18 protein-coding genes are annotated in these 19,092 nt (G+C 60.0%); 9 read left to right on the top strand and 9 right to left on the bottom strand.

All coding sequences use genetic code 11. The features are described from left to right. Positions 1-25 precede the first annotated feature (25 nt). The gene (locus tag RH858_RS05065) at positions 26-532 is read right to left on the bottom strand and encodes a hypothetical protein (protein WP_310561279.1); all 507 of its coding nucleotides are present in this window, start codon (positions 530-532) and stop codon (positions 26-28) included. A 545-nt stretch (positions 533-1,077) separates the two neighbouring features. Between RH858_RS05065 and RH858_RS05060 the strand changes: the two genes are divergently transcribed. Next, entirely contained in the window at positions 1,078-2,175 is a 1,098-nt protein-coding gene (locus RH858_RS05060; protein ID WP_310561278.1) for a glycosyltransferase family 4 protein, read from the top strand. Positions 2,176-2,198: 23 nt separating this feature from the next. Here the strand turns inward: RH858_RS05060 and RH858_RS05055 are convergent, their stop codons facing one another. Further along, the gene (locus RH858_RS05055) at positions 2,199-3,434 is read right to left on the bottom strand and encodes a twin-arginine translocation signal domain-containing protein (protein ID WP_310561277.1); all 1,236 of its coding nucleotides are present in this window, start codon (positions 3,432-3,434) and stop codon (positions 2,199-2,201) included. A gap of 533 nt (positions 3,435-3,967) precedes the next feature. Here RH858_RS05055 and RH858_RS05050 point away from each other — a divergent pair. Both RH858_RS05050 and RH858_RS05045 read left to right on the top strand, forming a co-directional pair. Then, on the top strand, positions 3,968-4,573 hold the full coding sequence (locus RH858_RS05050; protein WP_310561276.1) for a hypothetical protein: 606 nt from the start codon (positions 3,968-3,970) through the stop codon (positions 4,571-4,573). A gap of 6 nt (positions 4,574-4,579) precedes the next feature. Then, the gene (locus tag RH858_RS05045; protein ID WP_310561275.1) at positions 4,580-5,074 is read left to right on the top strand and encodes a hypothetical protein; all 495 of its coding nucleotides are present in this window, start codon (positions 4,580-4,582) and stop codon (positions 5,072-5,074) included. A gap of 118 nt (positions 5,075-5,192) precedes the next feature. Here the strand turns inward: RH858_RS05045 and RH858_RS05040 are convergent, their stop codons facing one another. Continuing rightward, entirely contained in the window at positions 5,193-6,266 is a 1,074-nt protein-coding gene (locus tag RH858_RS05040) for a DUF1102 domain-containing protein (protein WP_310561274.1), read from the bottom strand. Positions 6,267-6,630: 364 nt separating this feature from the next. On the opposite strand from RH858_RS05040, the gene RH858_RS05035 reads away from it, so the two are divergent. Then, positions 6,631-8,280 (top strand): hypothetical protein, encoded by a 1,650-nt coding sequence (locus RH858_RS05035; RefSeq protein WP_310561273.1) that lies wholly within the window; start codon positions 6,631-6,633, stop codon positions 8,278-8,280. A gap of 218 nt (positions 8,281-8,498) precedes the next feature. On the opposite strand, the gene RH858_RS05030 is transcribed toward RH858_RS05035, so the two are convergent. From RH858_RS05030 to RH858_RS05020, 3 genes are all read right to left on the bottom strand, one after another. Next, positions 8,499-8,852, bottom strand: coding sequence for a hypothetical protein (locus RH858_RS05030; RefSeq protein ID WP_310561272.1), 354 nt, complete (start codon positions 8,850-8,852; stop codon positions 8,499-8,501). Between the two features lie 101 nt (positions 8,853-8,953). Further along, the gene (locus RH858_RS05025; protein WP_310561271.1) at positions 8,954-10,294 is read right to left on the bottom strand and encodes a glycine cleavage T C-terminal barrel domain-containing protein; all 1,341 of its coding nucleotides are present in this window, start codon (positions 10,292-10,294) and stop codon (positions 8,954-8,956) included. A 138-nt stretch (positions 10,295-10,432) separates the two neighbouring features. Then, complete coding sequence (locus tag RH858_RS05020; RefSeq protein ID WP_259535916.1) at positions 10,433-10,867, bottom strand: pyridoxamine 5'-phosphate oxidase family protein; 435 nt, start codon at positions 10,865-10,867, stop codon at positions 10,433-10,435. A 129-nt stretch (positions 10,868-10,996) separates the two neighbouring features. On the opposite strand from RH858_RS05020, the gene RH858_RS05015 reads away from it, so the two are divergent. Further along, on the top strand, positions 10,997-11,302 hold the full coding sequence (locus tag RH858_RS05015; protein WP_310561270.1) for a hypothetical protein: 306 nt from the start codon (positions 10,997-10,999) through the stop codon (positions 11,300-11,302). Between the two features lie 118 nt (positions 11,303-11,420). On the opposite strand, the gene RH858_RS05010 is transcribed toward RH858_RS05015, so the two are convergent. Together RH858_RS05010 and RH858_RS05005 are read right to left on the bottom strand one after the other, a co-directional pair. Further along, positions 11,421-11,741 carry a HalOD1 output domain-containing protein gene (locus tag RH858_RS05010; RefSeq protein WP_310561269.1) on the bottom strand — a complete coding sequence of 107 codons (321 nt, stop codon included), beginning with the start codon at positions 11,739-11,741 and terminating at the stop codon, positions 11,421-11,423. A 205-nt stretch (positions 11,742-11,946) separates the two neighbouring features. Beyond that, positions 11,947-12,804, bottom strand: coding sequence for a hypothetical protein (locus RH858_RS05005; RefSeq protein ID WP_310561268.1), 858 nt, complete (start codon positions 12,802-12,804; stop codon positions 11,947-11,949). 174 nt (positions 12,805-12,978) lie between these two features. Here RH858_RS05005 and RH858_RS05000 point away from each other — a divergent pair, with 174 nt between their 5' ends. From RH858_RS05000 to RH858_RS04990, 3 genes are all read left to right on the top strand, one after another. Then, positions 12,979-14,145 carry a signal peptidase I gene (locus tag RH858_RS05000; RefSeq protein ID WP_310561267.1) on the top strand — a complete coding sequence of 389 codons (1,167 nt, stop codon included), beginning with the start codon at positions 12,979-12,981 and terminating at the stop codon, positions 14,143-14,145. Between the two features lie 75 nt (positions 14,146-14,220). Continuing rightward, complete coding sequence (locus RH858_RS04995; RefSeq protein WP_259535928.1) at positions 14,221-15,609, top strand: DUF5305 domain-containing protein; 1,389 nt, start codon at positions 14,221-14,223, stop codon at positions 15,607-15,609. 65 nt (positions 15,610-15,674) lie between these two features. Beyond that, a complete protein-coding gene (locus tag RH858_RS04990) occupies positions 15,675-16,712 on the top strand; it encodes a Brp/Blh family beta-carotene 15,15'-dioxygenase (RefSeq protein ID WP_259535930.1) in 1,038 nt (345 codons plus the stop codon). 31 nt (positions 16,713-16,743) lie between these two features. Here the strand turns inward: RH858_RS04990 and RH858_RS04985 are convergent, their stop codons facing one another. Further along, positions 16,744-17,364, bottom strand: coding sequence for a helix-turn-helix domain-containing protein (locus RH858_RS04985; protein ID WP_259535932.1), 621 nt, complete (start codon positions 17,362-17,364; stop codon positions 16,744-16,746). 152 nt (positions 17,365-17,516) lie between these two features. Here RH858_RS04985 and crtI point away from each other — a divergent pair, with 152 nt between their 5' ends. Then, complete coding sequence (gene crtI / locus RH858_RS04980) at positions 17,517-19,034, top strand: phytoene desaturase family protein (protein ID WP_310561266.1); 1,518 nt, start codon at positions 17,517-17,519, stop codon at positions 19,032-19,034. Positions 19,035-19,092 lie beyond the last annotated feature (58 nt).

Below are 19,092 nucleotides of genomic sequence, written 5' to 3'. Positions count from 1 at the left end.
GAGTTCGGTATGCGATCGACGGTGTTCAGTACGCGCCCCGAAACGTCACTGCCCCACATTCCTCACACATCAACGAAATCTCGATTCTCTCATTTCCGGCTTCCGGTTTTTTGACGGCCTGCAGTTCGCCTCCACACGTCGGGCACGTCTCCAGGAACGCCCGCAACCGACCGAGTAGTTCGTCCCGTGATCCCCCGTCTAGATCATCCCACACCGGCAACCACTCACCAAGCGTGGGATGCAACGCGACGTCCGCCAGAGACGCCGCCTCGGAGGGCCACTTTCCGAGCGTGTTTCCACCCAGTCGTACGATGAACGTCCCGTCGGTCTCTTCGGTGACCAGTTCGTCGGGATCGACCTCGAGTACCAACGCCAGCTGCTGTCTTGCCCGGTCGCCGGTTCGAACGCGTTCGATCCGCCGATGCCAGACGTCCGCAAAGCGGTCAGTCAGTCGAAGATCGTCTCCCGCCTCGGTTTCGGTGACGATACCTGCCTCCTCCAGCAGTTCGGCCAGCGTTCGGCCGTCGATCACTTCGGCCTCAGGCCCCCCGTTTGCCCCCGGTTCCGACCGCTTATCGGGACTCGATCCGGTGTCGATATCATTGGAGTTGACGTCCTCGGCGTCTTCTGATTCCGTTGGGTTGTCAGGACAATCATCCGGAGCAAGGTAGAGTACCGATACCTTTCGACGCTCTATTACAAACCGTGTCACGGCGACTGTTGAAATCGCAGAGATGGCTGCAATCGAGATTACGGACGGATCTCTGCCAAGGACCAGAACGCTCAGGACGCCGATCGAAGCGATAACGAGGACTGACTCGTCTATATGCACTCTCTCGGACTCTGTAGAGCGTGCACCAGTGCGATCGGCGCTGGACAAAACACCGGGGGTGTTCATTGGTACCAATAGGCGTTTTACTCCGAGTAACTAAAGTGTAGGTGGATGATATCAGTCTGATGCGTAGCCTCGACACACCGATTCACGACCCTCGGAGTCTCCGATTTTGGGGGGCTGTCATTACCAGACAACAAGAGGAAATTACAAATAGTCGTGAAATTGTCCGGAACGATCGTAAAATGAAAGTCCTCGCACTCACGCCGACGACTGAACCCGACACCGGCTGGGGGAGGTACTCCGACGCAGTCATCAGACATCTCCGGCAGGACTGGGATCTCGACGTGATTGTCCCGCGGAGATATCCCGGCGGGATGATACAAAAACCGCAAGAAGTGATGAAGACTGCGAATCACGTCCGATCAGTACTGCGGACGGGCGATTACGACGCGCTACTGTCTCTGGTTGATTACCCGTACTCCGTCGTCTCTTATCTGGCCACCCTTGGTTCCGCAATCCCGTACTTTGTTGTCTGCCACGGAACCTACTCCGTCGCCCCACTTCATGGCAAGCTTTCGAGACCGATCGCCGGGCACGCACATCGCAACGCCGCACAACTGTTTCCCGTGAGCAGCTTCACTGCAGAACAGTTACAGGAAGCACAGCCCGGGCTGGACAACGTCACGATCGCCAGAAACGGCGTCGATCTCGATCGATGGAGTAACTCCGTCGAGCCGTATCCGATCGACCATCGTGCACTCCTGACTGTCGGACCGTTCAAGCAGCGCAAGGGGCAACTGCTCTCCCTGAAAGCGTTTGCCGAAGTGGCAGAGGAGTTTCCGGACGTCCAGTACCACTTCGTTGGCAACACAGAGAGAGCGTATTTCGATACGGTGAGAGACTACGTCTCCGACTCGGGGCTCGAGGATCGCGTTCACTTCGAAGGATACGTTACTCAAACCGAACTCCGTCGCTGGTACGAAACAGCAACGGCCTATTTGATGACGCCGGAGTACGTCGATCACGACTTCGAAGGGTTCGGATTGGTCTACCTGGAGGCGAACGCCCACGGGACGCCGACGATCGGCACGACTGCCACCGGCGCGAGAGACGCGATCGAAGACGGCTATTCGGGCCTGTGTGTCGATCACAATGTAGATGCGGTTTCGACAGCTCTTCGGAGGATTTTGGGAGATGAAGCCCTCCGACGGGAACTATCCAGTACCGCTCGCGAGTGGGCACGAGCCAACAGCTGGGAACGTACTGTGGACGTTCTCCGAAACGAGATCTCGAAACACGCGACAGATGAGATCCGAGCTCCGTTATCTTCTCTTACCTAAAAACGAAAAGAAGTGTCCTGGAGTTACTCTCTACAGGACTCGAACACTTCACCGAAGACCGGGTTCTCGTACCAATCGTCGTCCTCGAAGATCGGTTGATCGCCGTCTCCCGGCGGTTCATCCGCGACAGTTACCCCGTCGTAAGCGGTCGCAATGTGGACTTTCTCGTAGGGCCACATCCAGTCCGTCGGGACCGCCAACAGACGCACGTCGCCGATGCCGAACTCGACGTCGCGGTCCGGGTTTAAGTTCTCGAGGCGTGGATCGAAGAACAGTCCGACGCCGTGTTCTCCGAATTCGGCGAGAGGTTCGTCGGGATCGAACTCCCACGGGTCGTCGAGTTCGAATTCGAGTGTCGCCGTGTACGCCGGTGGGATGCAGGTACCGTCGTCGTCTCCTTCGAGGGCATTCGTGACGCTGTCCGGATAGACATCTCCGGTGTTGAAGACGTGGATCTGCGTTTCGTCGTCGAACTCCGCGTCCACTTCCTCACCCTCCCCGTTCCCGTCGTAGGTCAGGCTGTACGTCCCCTCTCCCAATACATCGCCGGGAACGACCGACCACCTGTGTGTGTCACCTGCTCCCCGTGCCTTCGGGAGCAAGTCCAGCTCGATCGAGGAGATGAGGGCATCTCCGTCGACTTCGATGCCTCTGAACGTCGCATCGACGTCTACGACCCAGTCGTTGTAATCGTAGTCGTTGCTCCCATCGAGGGGGAGGTCCTCGTAGGAAAGCGAAACGGTATCCGGGAATTCGACCGCTATTTCCGTAATTTCGGCCCCGCAGAACGTGATGTTGCTGATGGCCGCCTCCTGTCCGCCGGGGTTCTCGAGGTCGGACGCGAACGAAGTGAGGCCGTCTTCGTCATAATCCTCGCTCGTATCTAGCCCACCGAACGCACAGACTCCCTGGATGACGTAGCCGTCTGCCTCGAATTCGATGTAGTTCGGTTCGCAATACTCTCCGTCTTTGTTGAATTCGTCGCTATCGGGATCGTACGTGATGTCGACAACAACATCACCGTCTTCGCGTACGAACTCACACTCGTCGTCGTCGAATTCGTACTTCGCCAGGAATTCACCGTCCGGACACTCACAGGACTGTCCCGGCGGTCCGTTACCTCCTGGACCTCTCGCTGCTGCCGAGCCCGTCCCGAAGACGCCGAGCGCGCCTGCGGCACCGAGACCCTTCAGTACTTTTCTTCGATCGATCGACGTTCCGCCGAATCCGCGGTTCTGATTGTGGTCGTTTTCACTCATTATCGATATCTCACTCGGAAAGTGAGTACTATACACTCTGCCGTCTCGGGGAATTGTAATGACATAAATAACCGTTTTAAGCTCTCACTGCCCGATAAATCAGTAAAGCGTTTCTTAACTGACTTGGAACGCGGTAATGAACACCTTGTCGAGTCGCTCTGCGTAGTTTTCGAACTGGGATCGAAGTTCGGTTTCCTTCTGTGTCTCAGCGACCCAGGAACTTGCTTTCCCCACTTTAGAAACCAGTTATTCACACCAATCAGTCATCAAAATATGAACGTTAAGGGCTACCTATCGACAAATTCGCCGAAATAACACAGCGACTCGGATCAAACAGCCACGAGTTAGTGACATTCACATAATGATAGTTATCAGATATAACATCAGAGTGTTGTTGGAGTAACATGTTGTTACGAAATCTTAGGCCCTAATTCACTATCGGTCCCGCTCTCGTACGATGTGATTACCTAACTGGGGACATGCCATCGTATTATCCGACTCGATGGGTGTGTCGGCCATCGGGGGGTTAAACAATGGGGATCAGCAATGACACCATCTCGTCGACCGTCGATTCGCTCGTACCGTCCAGTCGAAACCGAGACCCGGCGATTTCGCGGGAGGAGATCTTCGAAGTACTGAGCAACGAACGACGCCGACTCGCGTTACAGTATCTCGAACAGGCAGACGAGGAACCGGTCCCCCTCCGGGAGGTGGTCGATTACGTCACCTCCCGGCAGAACGGCGCTTCACTGGAAGAGATCGACTCGGCTACGCGAAAGGCGGTGTACACCGCGCTCCGGCAGTCTCATTTTCCGAAGATGGACGACATGGGGGTCGTCGAGTACGATCAACTCCGGGGGGAAATCGAGCTTACGGACACCGCAAACGAGGTCCAGATGTATCTGGAGTACGTTCCGAAAAACGACATCCCCTGGCACGAGTACTATCTCGGGCTCGCGGGCGTCTGTGCCGCGCTCGTGACGGTAACCTGGGCCGGAATCTATCCGTTCGGCGGCCTTTCCTGGCAGTTGCTTTCGCTTTTGTTCGTCCTACTGTTCGTGATTTCGGCCGTGTCGCATGCGTATCACGCACGGGGGAACAGACTCGAAAACGCGACCGTCACCGAAGAGGGACAGTGATCTAACATGGCCTCGCTCCGTCAGGGGCTGATCGTTTTCGCGGCCGTCGCTGTGGGTCTGGCCATCGCGGTCGCCGCGACTGGGGGCTTCTCCACGGGCGACGTCGATCGGGTCGTGGAGATCCAGCTCGACGATCAGTCCTACGTGGACTCGGAGGCGCACCTCGACACCGAAAACTGTACGCTCGAGGCGACGGTCACGAACCGGTACAAGACGACTCTCGACGTCACTGTCTCCGTGAACGATCAGATCGAGACGAAATCCATCGGCGAGGGAGAGACTGCGAGTTTCGAATTCGAACTCGAGGATAGCCCCGAGGAAGTGGGTTTACAAGCGCTCGGTGACGTGGTTCTCTTCGAGCACACGAGTAGTGACTTTCCGGAGTGTGACGATGGAACGGAAGACGGGTCGACTGACGACGAGGTAGACGGCTCGACTGAAGAAGACGGCTCGACTGCGGAAGACGGAGACAACGAAACCGACGAGGAGACTGACGAATAGCGCTTATTCCACGACCTCTGGCAACAAACGGTTCGATACCGGAGTGCTGTGATGGATGCGTCGGCTGTCCCGGCAAAATCTCCGGCAGGTAGTATCTCCGGCAGGTACGTCTCTGTCCCTACGAGGAACCTCCCGGAGCGGGCGGACACTCTTCATTAGTGTACTCGGGAGTCGTAACGTCAAACCCGCCGTTGTACTCGAGCTTTAAGCCGGACGTACCCAGACAGGGCGATGACTGACATCGTAGAGCGTCTCCATCGCCGTCCAAATCGAACCTGAATCGGGCCGGTGGGTCGGGCTCTGCGAAGTCATCTGCGTCTCCCCCGTCCATTTTGACTTGGCCTCCAGTCGCGCCCCCATCGTAGGTGTAGAGATACCACTCTCCACCGCCAAAGAGAACGACCTCGTAAACCGGCTGTGCCGTGCTCCAGCTCACTCCTGTCGGTTCGCCATCGTCGTTTTCGTGAGTCACGGTGATGTCCGTCACGGTGTTTGCAGTTCCATTGCTACAGAAGGCAATGAAGCTGATCGCCGTCGCATCGAACTCTTCGGGGATGTCGTTTTCCTCGGGCGGGATCTCGGGCCCCGGACATTCCCCGCCTTCGTCTGCGTTGATGACGATTCCGTCGTCGAGGTCGTCCAGCAACGTGTCTCCCTCGGTGAGTCCTTTGCTGATCGTACTGATCCCGACGCAGGCACATGCACCCACGTCGAGGACGACGCCGTTTTCTTCACCGATCAGTGATCGGTCCCGATCCGATTCGTAATAGAAGTCGACGCGACGCTCTCCGTCGTACGCGGAGTAATCTTCGTCGAAGTCGTCGTCGTCGACGCGGGGCCACTCATCGTCGTCTCCGATCCAGACACAGACCGGCTGTTTCCCGTTGTTGCAGATCTGGAACACTCGATCGAACCAGATCAGGGAGTTCGAGTTGATCCCCTGTCCCCCTGCGTTTGTCGGGTTGTCGTCCGTCATGTCGACGGTCAGGTGGCCCGCTCCGTCGTCGGAGGTATAACTTTGATTCGCGCTATCGGGACACCCTTCGAGCCCGAGATACGCGTCGGCGTCTTCGGCCACCTGGATCATCGCGTTTCGCTGTGACTCCACCCGGCTATACGCCCCACTGCCGACCAGGGCACTCCCGCCGATCGAGGCGCTTCCGACCCCGACCAGGAAGTGGCGTCGTTTCATCGCTCCGACACCTCTTTGAATACACTCGTATGCATGACATCTCAATACATTACGACCGGCGGCCATTAGTATAGAGACCGTGGAAGACGGTATTCGACGACTGAAACCGTACAACCGTCGATTACTTCGCCGCGATTACTGTGATAGATACTGTAATGCGGCAGATAGAGAACGATCGTCCGGTAGCTATTGACGGCGAGTGAGAGACAGACTAATTATCAAATATATGTGGTAAAATATACTATATAGGGTTCGATTGGCATTTATCTTGGGTTCGTGGAACGATTTCCGGGTGTCCATACATAAACTCCCTCAATATCATGGTACAGCACCGGACGGGCGATCGGTCCGTGCGGCACCAGCTATGGAACGACGAAAATTTCTCACCGGGATCAGTGGTGTGGCGGTTGGGGGGAGCGCACTGCTCGGTTCTGGCGCGTTCAGCAGAGTAGAATCGCAACGTTCGGTCTCGATCGCAGTCGCGGAGGATCCCGACGCGTATCTCGGGTTGAAACCCCTCGACACGCCGAACAGTCAGAATTACGTGGCCCTGGACGATTTTGGCCATCTCTACATTCAGATCGACGGCGAGGGCGATCAACAGGAAGTCGGCGGCGACGGTCCCATCGGCGAGGGCGTCAACTCGGACTCCCGGACCTGGTTCGACGGGATGTTCCAGATCTGCAACCAGGGGAAGGAAGACGCCTGTGTGTCCTGGGAGTTCAGCGACGACTTCGAAATGCGAGATGAGGCCGAGCTGTACTTCTACTACGACGGTGACGAGGACGACGACCCGTCGACGGAAGGTCGTGTTGACATCGAAGAGGGGCGGGAAGTTCCGCTCGAACTCGGTGAATGTGCGAGAATAGGCCTACGGACCGAAACGTTCGATGTCGACGCCACCGACGACGATCCGCTGTTTACAGGCGAGATCAGTTTGGTCGCGGACGTCGATGGCGATTGTTTCGTCGAAGATCCGACTGACCCACAGGTGGTAAGTTGGACCGAGGTCGGCGATACGGACGAAGCCGGTGGTCCCGTTGTTCTGATGGGCCTCGACTCGGAACTGGGAGCTGGAAGCTCCTCGCATGGGACCCCCGAAGAACATTCCGATATGGTTGAGGCGCTCATGGACAATGTTACGAAAGACCACGACGATAGACTGCTCGTCATTGGGATATCCGGTTCCGGTTCTCAATCTTACTGGGAAGACGACATCGTTGCCAACGTTGATTCACTCGATAGTGTCACCTTCGTCAATGGCGCCGAGAATATCGAGGACGAGGACTTCGAGGAGTACGCGATGATCGGCGTGGGAAGCAGTGACAACCAGATCTCTGGGGGACTCACAGATGATGAGAATGTAGCATTGGACGAGCGAAGCGACGACATTGCCGATTTCGTCAATCAGGGAGGAGCCTTACTTGGCAAGACGCAGAACGGTCTAAATCGAGCGTGGAATTACGTTGACCCGTTCGGTGACTTCGAGGCTGAGTCGACCAGTTTCAGTTCGATTCAGATTACACAAGCCGGACTCGATCTCGGCCTCACGCAGGACGGCATGGACGGGTGGTGCTGTTACCACGAAGTCATTCTGAACTTCCCTGACTTCTTTGATGTTCTGCTTGATCACGATGACGGGGGAACCTACGAGGATGAAGCAGCCGCAATAGGTGGCGAGGATGTAATCGTGGAACGAGAGGTTGCGCTCTCGATTACAGGTCTCAATGGGATTCAAGTTGGCGAGACTGAGAGCTACAATGTCGAGTTGGAAAACCGTGGCGAGGAAAAAATCGAAGGGGAGTTTGTGTTCAACGTTGTTGCCGGAAACGCGACGGTTGACAACGACCTGCCGGACACGATCGAACTCGACTCCGGTGAGAGTTTCTCACAGGACGATGCCATCGAAGTGACGTGCAATGACGCGGGTGCCACGGAAATCGACGTCGAACTTGTCGACATCGACGATGGCTCCCGTCTAGTTGAAGTGACTATGGACCCGCAGTGTTTATGAATACTGCCCACATCTGACGTCTTTCTCCGCCGTTTCATCTGGTCTGCTCGGTACTGAAAATCACAACCGAACTGGGTTAGCTCGGTTGAAATCACAAAATGGGAATGGAGAAACAGTGTGTGGAGGGGCCGATTTATTCCGACCTGAATAACTGATCTGGCTACTGGATTACCCCATCAACTGATCCGATCAGCATTCACTTACATCTCAGATATAAGTTAAGTGGTTGCCATTCCTAACACCACCAGGTTCCACAGCGTCACCAGCACCCCGAGCACGGCGAGCCCAAGCGGCACTCCCACCCTGTGGGGTTCCGGAACGATGCGCCACAGCCCGTAACAGAGAACGAAAACAAGCACCTTCAACCACACCATCGCCGTGGCGCCGTATATTTTGATTACCTCACCCACCACGGGACCCACCTCGACCACGTACTGGAGCTGCAGTCCGATCGCGGTCGTCACGAGATCGCCGATCCCGAAGAACGCGACGGCGACGAGCCAGAGCAACCACTCGCTGTCGACCAGCACGTCGACCGCGGACGGTTCCGGCTGGCTCGTTTCGTACGCCATCCGTACTGGCACTACGAACCGCCCCCTTATCGGTATGCGTTGCCTGAAAAACGTTCGCGGTGCGATCGGACAGTCTCGGACCGGCCTTCTCTCGGGAGACGCTACTCGCTTGCCTCTTCTTCGGCGTCCATCTTCGCCTTCTCGCGGGCGCTCGGATGGACCGACTCCTTGAACGGCACCTGGGCGACTCGCGCCTCGACCGGTTCGCCCGGCTCTTCGGTGTATTCGTCGGGGAGATGCACGAGGTACTCTGTCCCGAGGTCGGTTCCGTCGACCGGCACGAACCCGAGTGCGATGTTGGTCTCCAGCTCCGGCGACCACCACGGCGAGGTGAGGTAGCCGACCTCCTCGCCCGAGTCGGGATCGGCCACGAGCCAGAAGTCCGGCGCGTAATCCCGGATCGGCTCGCCGCCGAGCTTCAATCCCACGAGTTCGTGGTTGAACGGCGGGTTCCCGGCCTCGATCAGTTCGCGCTGGCGCTCCAGTTCCGCCTTGCCGACGTAGTCGGCCTCCTTGTCGTCGGGCACCTGGTACGCCAGGTTGACCTGGAACGGCGACGTCTCGTGGTCCATGTCCTGGCCCCACGAGAGGATCCCCGCGGCGATCCGACGGTGGTGGGCGGGCGCGATAACCTCGCCGTCGTAGGACTTTACGGCCTCGAGCACCGGGTTCCACACCGCCTCGGCGTTCTCCATCGAGTCTCTGACGTAGATCTCGAACCCTTTCTCGCCCGAGAACCCCGTCTGACTCACGAGCACCGGGCAGCCGTTTATTTCGCCTTCCATCAGGCCGTAGTACGGGATGTCGTGGATCTCGTCGCCGAACAGGTCCTCCATCACGTCGGTCGACAGCGGCCCCTGGATCTGCATCGGGGAGACGTCGATCTCGTCGATTTCGACGTCGAACCCTTCGCCGACGTTGACGCCCTGGAGCCACTGCATCAGCGTCGAATCCGAGATCGAAAACCAGAACTCGTCCTCGTCGAGTCGCAACAACACCGGATCGTTCAGGATGCCGCCGTCCTCGTTACAGAGGATGACGTACTTCCCGTGCATCGGCTCGATCTCGGTCGCGTCGCGGGTGATCACGTAGTTGACGAACTCCTCGGCGTCCGGCCCCGTGACCCGGATCTGGCGCTCGACGGCGACGTTCCACAGCGTCACACGGTTGACTAGCGCGTCGTACTCCGCCATCGCGCCGCCCTCCTCCTCGGTGCGCATCCCGCGCGGATGATACATGCGGTTGTAGACGGTCGCGCGCCAGCAGCCCTCCTCCACGGAGAGATGCCAGAACGGGGACTTTCGAACCCGCGTCGAGATCAACATCTCGATGCCCGGATCGCCTGACTGTCTGAGGTTTCGGGGAATGATTCGATCGGACTGGTCGACTGAGGGAACGTTCGGGTGGCTGTCGGACTCCGCTGGCGACTCCTCGTTAGACATTGCCCTTCATAGGACGGCCTATTACATTGAAAATGTATCGGTGAAACTGAATTTGAACTATGTGGGCGGGCGGCAACCAATCGATAGACAAACGAAGACGTGACCGCTCGCGTCGGCGAGAAGAGGGGCCGATGTCGTCTACAGGTTTCCGGTGCCGTACGCCCGTCCGGAGAGCGTTTCGGGGACGAGTTCGTACAGTTCGTTTTCGTCGTTGCCGTCCGAGTCACTCCAGATGTCTCCGTCCAGCGGGAAGTCGGCGTTCTCCCGCACCACCGCGAACGCCTCCCGCTGGTCGGCGTCGGGGATCGGACGCAGTTCTCCTGTGGCGATCACGCTCTCGACGACCCTGTTGGGATGTTTTGCGTACACGACGAAACAGACCCACGGCTTCTCGCCGATGAAGTCGGCCTTCCGCCCTCGTTTCGACTTGCTGAGCTGGAACACGAACCGATCGCCGTCGTACCCGTACGAGACCGGGACACCGTACGGCTCGTCGTCGTCCGCGAACGTAAGCACGCCGTCGTCCTCACGCCGCAGCACTTCCTCGACCGTCTCTTCCGAGAAGCGCTCCATTATGACGTCCTCGATTCCACGTACGGGTGCCACGATTAATAAGCCTCTGTCGCCGAGTCGTCGTCGGACTTTCGATCCCACCCGGTACGCAGCGGTTACCTTTCCCTGACGGACGAGTACGTTTCGAACATGCACCCAGCACCGGGTGATCTCCTGGACCGGTTTCGCCATTTCGAATACACGGGAGACCGTCGGTGTGTCCCGTGCACCCTGTTGAACCTGTACGTCGCCGCAATCTCTGGGCTCGCGGTCGCGTTGGCCCGAGGCGAGCTCTTCGGGGCGGCGGTGTTCGTCTCTCTCGGGCTGGTCGTCTACTTTCGGGGCTATCTCGTTCCCGGTTTTCCTTCCCTCACGACGATCCCGGTGGCTGCTTTCGGGTGGTGCCGACAGCTCTTTGGCGAAAACGAGGCTCCGAATTCGGAGTCCAGATGCTGAACGGTCAGAAGCGCAACGCTCGCGTCCCGTATCACTGCTGGAAGGCACTGGAGACGCGAACAGGCTTGCCGAATCGCTGTCGACGGCGTCGGCAGCCAGTTTCCTCGATGCCCGTGTCTCAGACGAGTTCGACGAGTTCCACCCGCTCGCCGTCCTCGATCCGGATCCGGTAGTCCCCGTGGGTAAACGCCACCGTGATGTCGGATGGATCGCCGCCGGACGGCTCGAACAGCCGATCCAGCCCTTCCGGATCGATCGTGTCCGACAGCGGTCGTTGTTCGAAGGTGCTGCGTTCGCTTACCTCCTCCATCAAAAGTCCCACCGCGACGGTGATTGACTCGCCCGGAACGTCGGAAACGTTCAGCGTGTGGGTTCTCCCGGCACCGTTTTGTTTGCCCGACGATGAAGTGTGAACATCGATGTCCGGTGATTTACTCATTTGACTATTGATATTGCTTTCACAATGGCCTGACTTATGCTTTTTCCTTGTCGATAGCTTGACTCGAACATCCAGATTCTCGGTAACCACGTGCGATTCATATGCAGTTTTTACCTGACATTCGTCGTGATGTGTTTTCGGATCGTTCCTGTCTGGCGGGTTGTTTTTTTGAGGAATCTGTCCTCGTCGAATCCGAAGGCGTTGCTCACCGATACGATCCGTTGAAAACCGAGGCGCCACACTCCGTACAGTCCCGGGAGACGTTGACGTACTCTCCCGAACAGCAGGTTTTGGTGACGTCCTCGATCGACGTCAGTTCCCCGTCGCAGTCCGGACACCGCTGGAGGAACGCACGAAGGCTGGCCAGCAGTTCCCCGCTTTGTCGCTGATCGAGCTCGTCCCAGATCGGGAGCCACTCGGCGACAGTGGGTTCAGCTCCGAGGTCCGCCAGAAACGCCGCACGAGAACTCCACCGACCGGCTGTCACGCCGTCGATCTCCACCTCGAACGGGTCGGTCCCGGCGACTGCTACCCCCTCGGGATCGACGTCCAGAACGGCGGCGAGCCGCTCGATCGCCGCATCGTCGTCCCGGAACCGTTCGATCCGGTCCCACCACGCCTCCTCGAACGCCGGCGTGAGACAGAGGTCGTCTTCGTCGGCACAGTCCTCGACGATTCCGGCGTCTGCGAGCAGTTCCCCCACGTGCTCGTAGTCGGCGAGCGGGTTTTCCCCGCGATCGTTCGTCCCGGCTGTGACGCCGCCGTCGGTGTCGAGTGCGTTGGGTTCCGCCAGCGGCTCCTTTCCGAACAGCCGGAGCGCCCATGTGGGGAAGTACCGCTGTGTGATCGTCGGTGTCCCGGGAATCAGGTAGCCACGGAAGTAGATCGCCGCGGCCCCAGCGAGAAGGACGACAGCCCCCGCGCCCGTCGAGACGACGCCCACCGTGATGGCCAGGACCCCCGTGATCACCGCGTTGAGTGCCGTACACGGCATACATCGGTTCTCCCCCGTGTATTCCGGCCGACGGAACCGGCCGATCATTTCCGCGATCGACAGTGACATGGACGGGAGATTCCCTCGCTCGCCACATAGGTATAGAGAGGTTACTTGGGTGATACCCCACAGATCGGTCTTTCAGGCCTCCTCTGAGGGGATCTAACCGGTGGTTTCGCTCCGGAAACGTCTGATTACCTAAGGGAGAGAGCGACGAACGTCGCGATCAGGTGTTGGGGGGAAATGGGTACGAGCCTCGGAAAGCTGGCGGAGTATGCCCTCGCTGTCGTTCTGTTGGTGCTCGTCGTGTCGCTTGTCGCGGGCCACTTCCTCGGTCAGCCGGTGTTGCTCGCGTACGTCGAAACCGGCAGCATGGAGCCGACGCTCGAGGCGGGCGACGGCTTCGTGGCGATCCCCTCCGCCATCGCGGGAGAGGTCACGACGGGGGACGTCGTCGCGTTCGAAGCCGAACAGGTTCACGGGGGTGATCTGACGACCCACCGTGTCATCGACGAGCGGTCCGGCGGCTACATTACCCAGGGCGACGCCAACCCCTTCACCGACCAAGGGGAGGGTGAACCGCCCGTCACCGACGGACAGGTGAAGGCGGTTGCGCTCCAGGTCAACGGGGACGTCGTTCGCATCCCACATCTCGGCACCGGCGTCACGGCTGTGGGGGCAGCACTCGATCGGGGGGAACGGTTCCTGGCCGGGTTCTTCGGCACGCCTCGCCTCGGAGATCAACAGCTGGCGTATCTCCTGTTCGGCTTCGGCGTCCTGATCTACGCCGTTAGCCTGGCCACGGACAGATCGGGCAGGCGAGACAGAGCAGACAGCCGCTCCCGGTCGCGCTCCCGGGCGGGCGTGCTCGATCCGCGGCTGCTCGTGATCGTCTTTACGGTCCTCATCATGGTCGCCGCGACCGCCGCGATGGTTCTGCCAGCGGGCACCCAATCCTACGGGATGGTGAGCACCGAAGGGGACTCGGCCAATCCGACGATCGTTCCGATGGGCGAGTCCGACGAGATGACGTTCGTGAGACACAACGGCGGCCAGCTCCCGGTGGTCTCGTACATGGAGCCGGCGAGCGAGGGCGTCGAGGTGGAGCCACACGTCTCCCACATGAGTGCAAACGAGACGGTCAACGCGACGATAACGTTCCACGCGCCACCGGAAACCGGCTACTACATGCGATCCGTGACGGAGTATCGGTATCTGCTAGTGCTTCCTGCCCCAGTGATTCACGGTCTCTATGCCGTGCATCCGTGGCTCCCGTACGTCGCGGTAAACGCCGTCATCGGTGGAGCGATCGCGATCCCCGGACTGCTGCTGGTGGGTCCCGGGGAGCTTCGGCTGCGGACCCGATCCCGGAACCGTCGAGGGGGCGTTCTCACCCGCCTGCTCGAGTGAACACGAAGAACACGAGAGAGAATACGGAGAGAACGGAGGAACACGACATGAATTTACCGAACGGAGGACAGCACGATGGCAGACAGTGACCGACCACAAGGGGGCGAGGAGCGCCCGCCGAACGTCTGGGAATTCAGGCTGCGCCGGGCGCTCGACCGGCAGTTCGTCGTGGTCGTCACAGCCTTGCTCATCACTGCCGCACTGGGTGGATATCTGGCCTACGAACCACACGTCGAACCAGGCGTCGAAATCGATGAGGAGACGGTTACGGACTGGTCCGAACGGACGGCGTTCGGCCACTCTGCAACCGTACAGCAGTCGAACCCGGTGTTTCCGGTCGGATCCGAACTGACGGATCGGTCGCTGTACTACACGACCCTCGCGCCGGAACTGGATGGAACCTACGAGTACCAGTACTCGGGAAACGGCGGTGACGGCTCCGTCGAGGTTGAGATGGATGTCCAGCTCCGGTATCGATCGGTTGCAGGCGACGACGATGGTATCTTCTGGGAACGCAGTGAGCCGATCACCACTGTCGAACGGGAGGGGGTCGATCCCGGCGATCCCGTCACGGCGGAGTTCCAGGTCAACGTCTCCGAGGCCGAATCGCAGGTGGACAGCATCCAGGAGCAACTGGGGACGACGATCGGAACGACGGAGGTCGACGTCGTCGTGCACACGCAGGTGCAGGGGACAGTCGACGGTGAGGAGGTCACAAGCGCCCACCGGCAGGCGTTACAGATCTCCCCCGATGGTTCGACGTATTCCGTCGAGGATCCGGGAACCGAAACGGAACTCCACCAGTCTACGGTTACGCACGAAGTGCCTGCCGAGTACGGCCCGTTGCGGTCCTACGGCTCTCTCGCCCTCGTTGCAGTCTCGCTTCTGGGGTTGATCGGGCTCGGAACCGCCCGGCATCGGGGGAAGATCGCACCCTCGAAACGGGAGGAACGGGCGTTCGAGTGGGCCAGGACGCGATCGGAGTTCGACGAGTGGATCAGCCGCGGACGAGTTCCAGCCGATTCGATCGAGTCGACCCGGATCGAGTTGGAATCGCTGGACGGGCTGGTGGACGTTGCGATCGACTCCAATCAGCGGGTGATCGAGGACGTCACACGGAACGCCTTTTACGTTCTCGGAGAAGACGCCCACTACGTTTTTGTTTCGGAGCCGGTTGACCTCGATGAGCCGCTCTCGCTGGAGCATTCCACGGCTGTGTTTTCGGATCGCTTTACAGTTGACACCGACACCGATACCGCCACAGACTCCGATTCCGACTTTGACTCCAGGGACTCCGACTCCGAGGAGCCCGACGTCTCGGACGCCGAGCCGGAGACCGCCGATCAACCCGCGTGGCACTCTGGAGACGATCTGTCGCGACCGACGAAGCAAGACACCGGAGAGAATCCCGAACGAGGCGACGGAACCGCCGAAACGGTGGGATCTCGACCGGACGACGAGTAACCGGGTCAAAAAGTCCCGTCGCTTGTCGGACGGCTTCCAACCTGCTACGTTGCGTATTTACAGATATGGCGACCGACAACTGGACGGCTTCGGGGAGGCTATCGACGTCTCCGGAGCATCTCGCGTTACAGCTCTCCCGGGGGACGATCGGCGCACTGACTGTGGGATTCGTGCTGCTTTCGGTCGCCGGCCGCGGGATCACACTCCAGACCCAGTTGCTCGTCTATCTCGTCGGGATGGTCGCGTTGAACCTCCCACACGGCGGCTACGAACACTTTTCGAACCTCCGCAATCGAGGGCCCCCGTTCGGCGCCCGCTACGTCGTGTTGTACGTGGGATTCGTCGTCGCCTTTGTCGCGCTGTTTCTGGTCGCTCCAGTGGTGGCACTGGCGTTCGCGTTCGCCACGGCCGTCGCCAAGGGCGGTCACGGCGACCTCCACGTCATGGAGGGGCTGATCGGCACGGGCCACCTAGACACGCGGTTCCAGCGCGGGCTGGCGGCGTTCGTTCGCGGCGGCGCCGTGATGATTGTCCCCCTCGTGTTCTGGCCGGAGACGTTCTACACCTTCTCGGAGTACATGGTCGCCATCTTCGATCCCGGGGCCCTCGCGGCGGTCGCGGGCGGCTTCGAACGCTCTCGGCTCGTTCTCGGTGGCGGCTTCGGGCTCGCGGTCGTCGCTCATCTCGGCCTCGGGTACGCACGCGGTGGCGTTTCACGCGAGTGGCTCGTCGACGCCGGGGAGACGCTGCTTCTGGTCGCCTATTTCGCGTTCGTCCCGGTCGTCGTTGCGATCGGACTGTACTTTCCGCTGTGGTACTCGCTCCGTCAAGCCGGTCGGAGCGTCGCCGTCGAACGCCGGAATCCGGGACGGAACGACGGCCTCGCCATCCCCGTCGCGTGGGGGGTTCTTGTCGTCGGCGCGCTCGCGACCGCGCTGGTTGCGGCGGGGCTGTACGTCGTCGCGCCGAACCCCCTCGGAGGTGCGGCGTTGCTCCCCGGAATCGTCGCCTTCTACACCGTGTTCGTCTGTGTTATCGCGTTACCCCACGTCGTCGTCGGCGAGTGGCTGGACATGAAGCGCGGGATCTGGTACGTTCCCTGAGAACTCGGGCGGGCGACCGATGGACAGTCGGTCACCCGTCACCGAGAACGGTTTCGACCAGCGTCGACTGGGCGGCGGCAAGGTGCTCTGCGAACGTCGATCGGGCGATCCCGATCTCCTCGGCGACGCCCTCGGCGTTCGTCTCCCGGGGATACTCGAAGTAACCCATCCGAAGTGCCGTTTGGAGCACCTCCCGCTGCCGGGACGTGAGTCGCTTCCTGTCGACGACGATCGGGTCCGCCCCGCCCTTCGATTTCGTTCGAACGAGGTAGCGGAGCTCCGTCTCCGATCCCGTCGCCTCGATCGCGCTGATGATCTCCTCGAGCGGTTCCGAGGAGGGGAGGTGAACGGTCACCACGAGTTCCGACGGGTCACTCCGAACCTCCACGTCCGAAACTGGATGCCCACAGGATTCGATCACCGAACAGGGACAATCCGTGGCTTTCTTCCGCTCGACCCGGTAGACGCTTTCCCCGTTGGCTTCGAAGTCGGCCTCCACATCCAGATCCGACGGGGCCCGGAACTGTTCGGTGACGGGATCCCGTCCGGTCGTCCACTCGACTGCAGTCGCGTTCGTTCCGCTCTCGAGTGCATCTTCGACCGGGCAGTTCGGAGGATCTCGTATCGACAGTCTCGCACGAACTCCACTCATGAATGCAGCGAAGGTAGACGGAGAGATAGCGTCGTCTCCTTACTGGTTAGATCGCGCGGCGGGCCGAGTCTGTGTCGCTCCCGTTCTACGTCAAATAAAAACCCCCTACAAACCGGAGCCCGTTCTCGGTGGTCGCGCCCGTTCGTCCGGGTATGGACGACGCTGTACTCCGCGGGGAATCGATCGCGATCGTCGGTTCCGGATTCGGCGGGCTCTCCGCCGGTGCGTATCTCGGCGCTGCTGGGGCGGACGTTACCGTTTACGAGAAGAACGAACACGTCGGGGGCGTCGCCGGCCGCCTCGAACGGGACGGGTTCCGGTTCGACACCGGCCCATCCTGGTATCTGATGCCGGAGGTGTTCGAGAACTTCTTTGCGGCGTTCGGGGCGGATCCATCGGACTACTACGATCTGATCCGCCTCGATCCGAACTACCGGGTGTTCTGGCGGGACGGCGAGCGGGCAGACGTTCCCGCGGACCCTACTGCCGCTGCAGAACTGTTCGAATCATACGAATCCGGCGCAGGGGAGGCATTGGAACGCTATCTCGACCAGGCCGAAGAAGCCTACGACGTGGGCATGAACCGGTTCGTCCGTGCCAACAGGACCCGGTTCCGGGACTACATTTCACTCGACGTGTTCCGCTCGGCCAGGGGGATCTCGTTTCTCGGGACGATGGACGACCACGTCGCGGAGTACTTCGAGAACCCGCGTCTCAGACAACTCGTCCAGTACACCCTGGTTTTTCTGGGTGGCTCCCCCCACAACACGCCGGCGCTGTACACGCTCATGAGCCACGTCGATTACGGGCTGGGCGTCTACTATCCGCAGGGCGGGATAACGGCTGTCGTCGACGCCGTCGAATCCGTCGCAACCGACCAGGGAGCGACCGTCCACACCGGAGTTGAGGTGACTCGACTCGCGCCGGAGCACGGCGGCATTGAACTCGCGACGGCCGACGGGACGGTGCAGACGTACGATCGGGTTGTCTGCAACGCGCCGATTGTGCACGTCGAACGGGAGCTCCTCCCGGCGGGATCGACGGATCGGTCCGACGGCTACTGGGACTCGCGGACGTACGCCCCCTCGGCGTACATGTTGTACCTCGGTGTCGAGGGCGGCGTCGACCCGCTAAAACATCACACGCTTTTGTTACCGACAGACTGGGACCCCCACTTCGAGACGATTTTCGAGGAACCCGGCTGGCCGGAGGATCCGGCCATGTACGTGAACGTGCCCTCTCAGACCGATCCCGACGCCGCCCCCGACGGCTGTGAAACCGTCGTCGTCCTCGTTCCGATCGCGCCGGGGCTCGAGGACACACCGACGCGTCGGGAGGGCTTTCGGGAGAGCGTTCTCGACGCCATCGCCGAAGATACGGGCGTCGAGCTCCGCGGTCGGATCCGAACGGAATCGACTGCCTGCGTTTCGGAGTTCGCCGAGCGGTACCGGAAACCGGAGGGGACGGCGCTCGGATTGGCGCACACGCTCCGACAGACTGGCCCGCTTCGTCCCCGCCACCGGGCACCCGGCGTCGATCGGCTCTACTACGTGGGCGACGACACCAATCCCGGTATCGGTGTTCCGATGTGTCTCCTCAGCGGAAAGCACGTCACGGAGGCAGTTCGATCGGACGCAAACGGAAATTTCCTCGCGAACCTTATTCCATAACCGCAGTACGAAACGATCTTGTAACCCCGTTCGCCAGACGGTATCTTACAAGTCAGGT

This window comes from Halalkaliarchaeum sp. AArc-GB, assembly GCF_031432225.1.
Classification (GTDB): domain Archaea; phylum Halobacteriota; class Halobacteria; order Halobacteriales; family Haloferacaceae; genus Halalkaliarchaeum.
Note: the sequence above shows the minus strand (reverse complement) of the source record. Positions and strands in the feature narration are given on the sequence as shown.

Bases quoted from the DNA above. Each gene is read 5' to 3' on its own strand.
- RH858_RS05060 (WP_310561278.1), top strand. From the start codon at position 1,078: ATGAAAGTCCTCGCACTCACGCCGACGACTGAACCCGACACCGGCTGG.
- RH858_RS05055 (WP_310561277.1), bottom strand. From the start codon at position 3,434: ATGAGTGAAAACGACCACAATCAGAACCGCGGATTCGGCGGAACGTCG.
- RH858_RS05050 (WP_310561276.1), top strand. From the start codon at position 3,968: ATGGGGATCAGCAATGACACCATCTCGTCGACCGTCGATTCGCTCGTA.
- RH858_RS05045 (WP_310561275.1), top strand. From the start codon at position 4,580: ATGGCCTCGCTCCGTCAGGGGCTGATCGTTTTCGCGGCCGTCGCTGTG.
- RH858_RS05040 (WP_310561274.1), bottom strand. From the start codon at position 6,266: ATGAAACGACGCCACTTCCTGGTCGGGGTCGGAAGCGCCTCGATCGGC.
- RH858_RS05035 (WP_310561273.1), top strand. From the start codon at position 6,631: ATGGAACGACGAAAATTTCTCACCGGGATCAGTGGTGTGGCGGTTGGG.
- RH858_RS05030 (WP_310561272.1), bottom strand. From the start codon at position 8,852: ATGGCGTACGAAACGAGCCAGCCGGAACCGTCCGCGGTCGACGTGCTG.
- RH858_RS05025 (WP_310561271.1), bottom strand. From the start codon at position 10,294: ATGTCTAACGAGGAGTCGCCAGCGGAGTCCGACAGCCACCCGAACGTT.
- RH858_RS05020 (WP_259535916.1), bottom strand. From the start codon at position 10,867: ATGGAGCGCTTCTCGGAAGAGACGGTCGAGGAAGTGCTGCGGCGTGAG.
- RH858_RS05015 (WP_310561270.1), top strand. From the start codon at position 10,997: ATGCACCCAGCACCGGGTGATCTCCTGGACCGGTTTCGCCATTTCGAA.
- RH858_RS05010 (WP_310561269.1), bottom strand. From the start codon at position 11,741: ATGAGTAAATCACCGGACATCGATGTTCACACTTCATCGTCGGGCAAA.
- RH858_RS05005 (WP_310561268.1), bottom strand. From the start codon at position 12,804: ATGTCACTGTCGATCGCGGAAATGATCGGCCGGTTCCGTCGGCCGGAA.
- RH858_RS05000 (WP_310561267.1), top strand. From the start codon at position 12,979: ATGGGTACGAGCCTCGGAAAGCTGGCGGAGTATGCCCTCGCTGTCGTT.
- RH858_RS04995 (WP_259535928.1), top strand. From the start codon at position 14,221: ATGGCAGACAGTGACCGACCACAAGGGGGCGAGGAGCGCCCGCCGAAC.
- RH858_RS04990 (WP_259535930.1), top strand. From the start codon at position 15,675: ATGGCGACCGACAACTGGACGGCTTCGGGGAGGCTATCGACGTCTCCG.
- RH858_RS04985 (WP_259535932.1), bottom strand. From the start codon at position 17,364: ATGAGTGGAGTTCGTGCGAGACTGTCGATACGAGATCCTCCGAACTGC.
- crtI (WP_310561266.1), top strand. From the start codon at position 17,517: ATGGACGACGCTGTACTCCGCGGGGAATCGATCGCGATCGTCGGTTCC.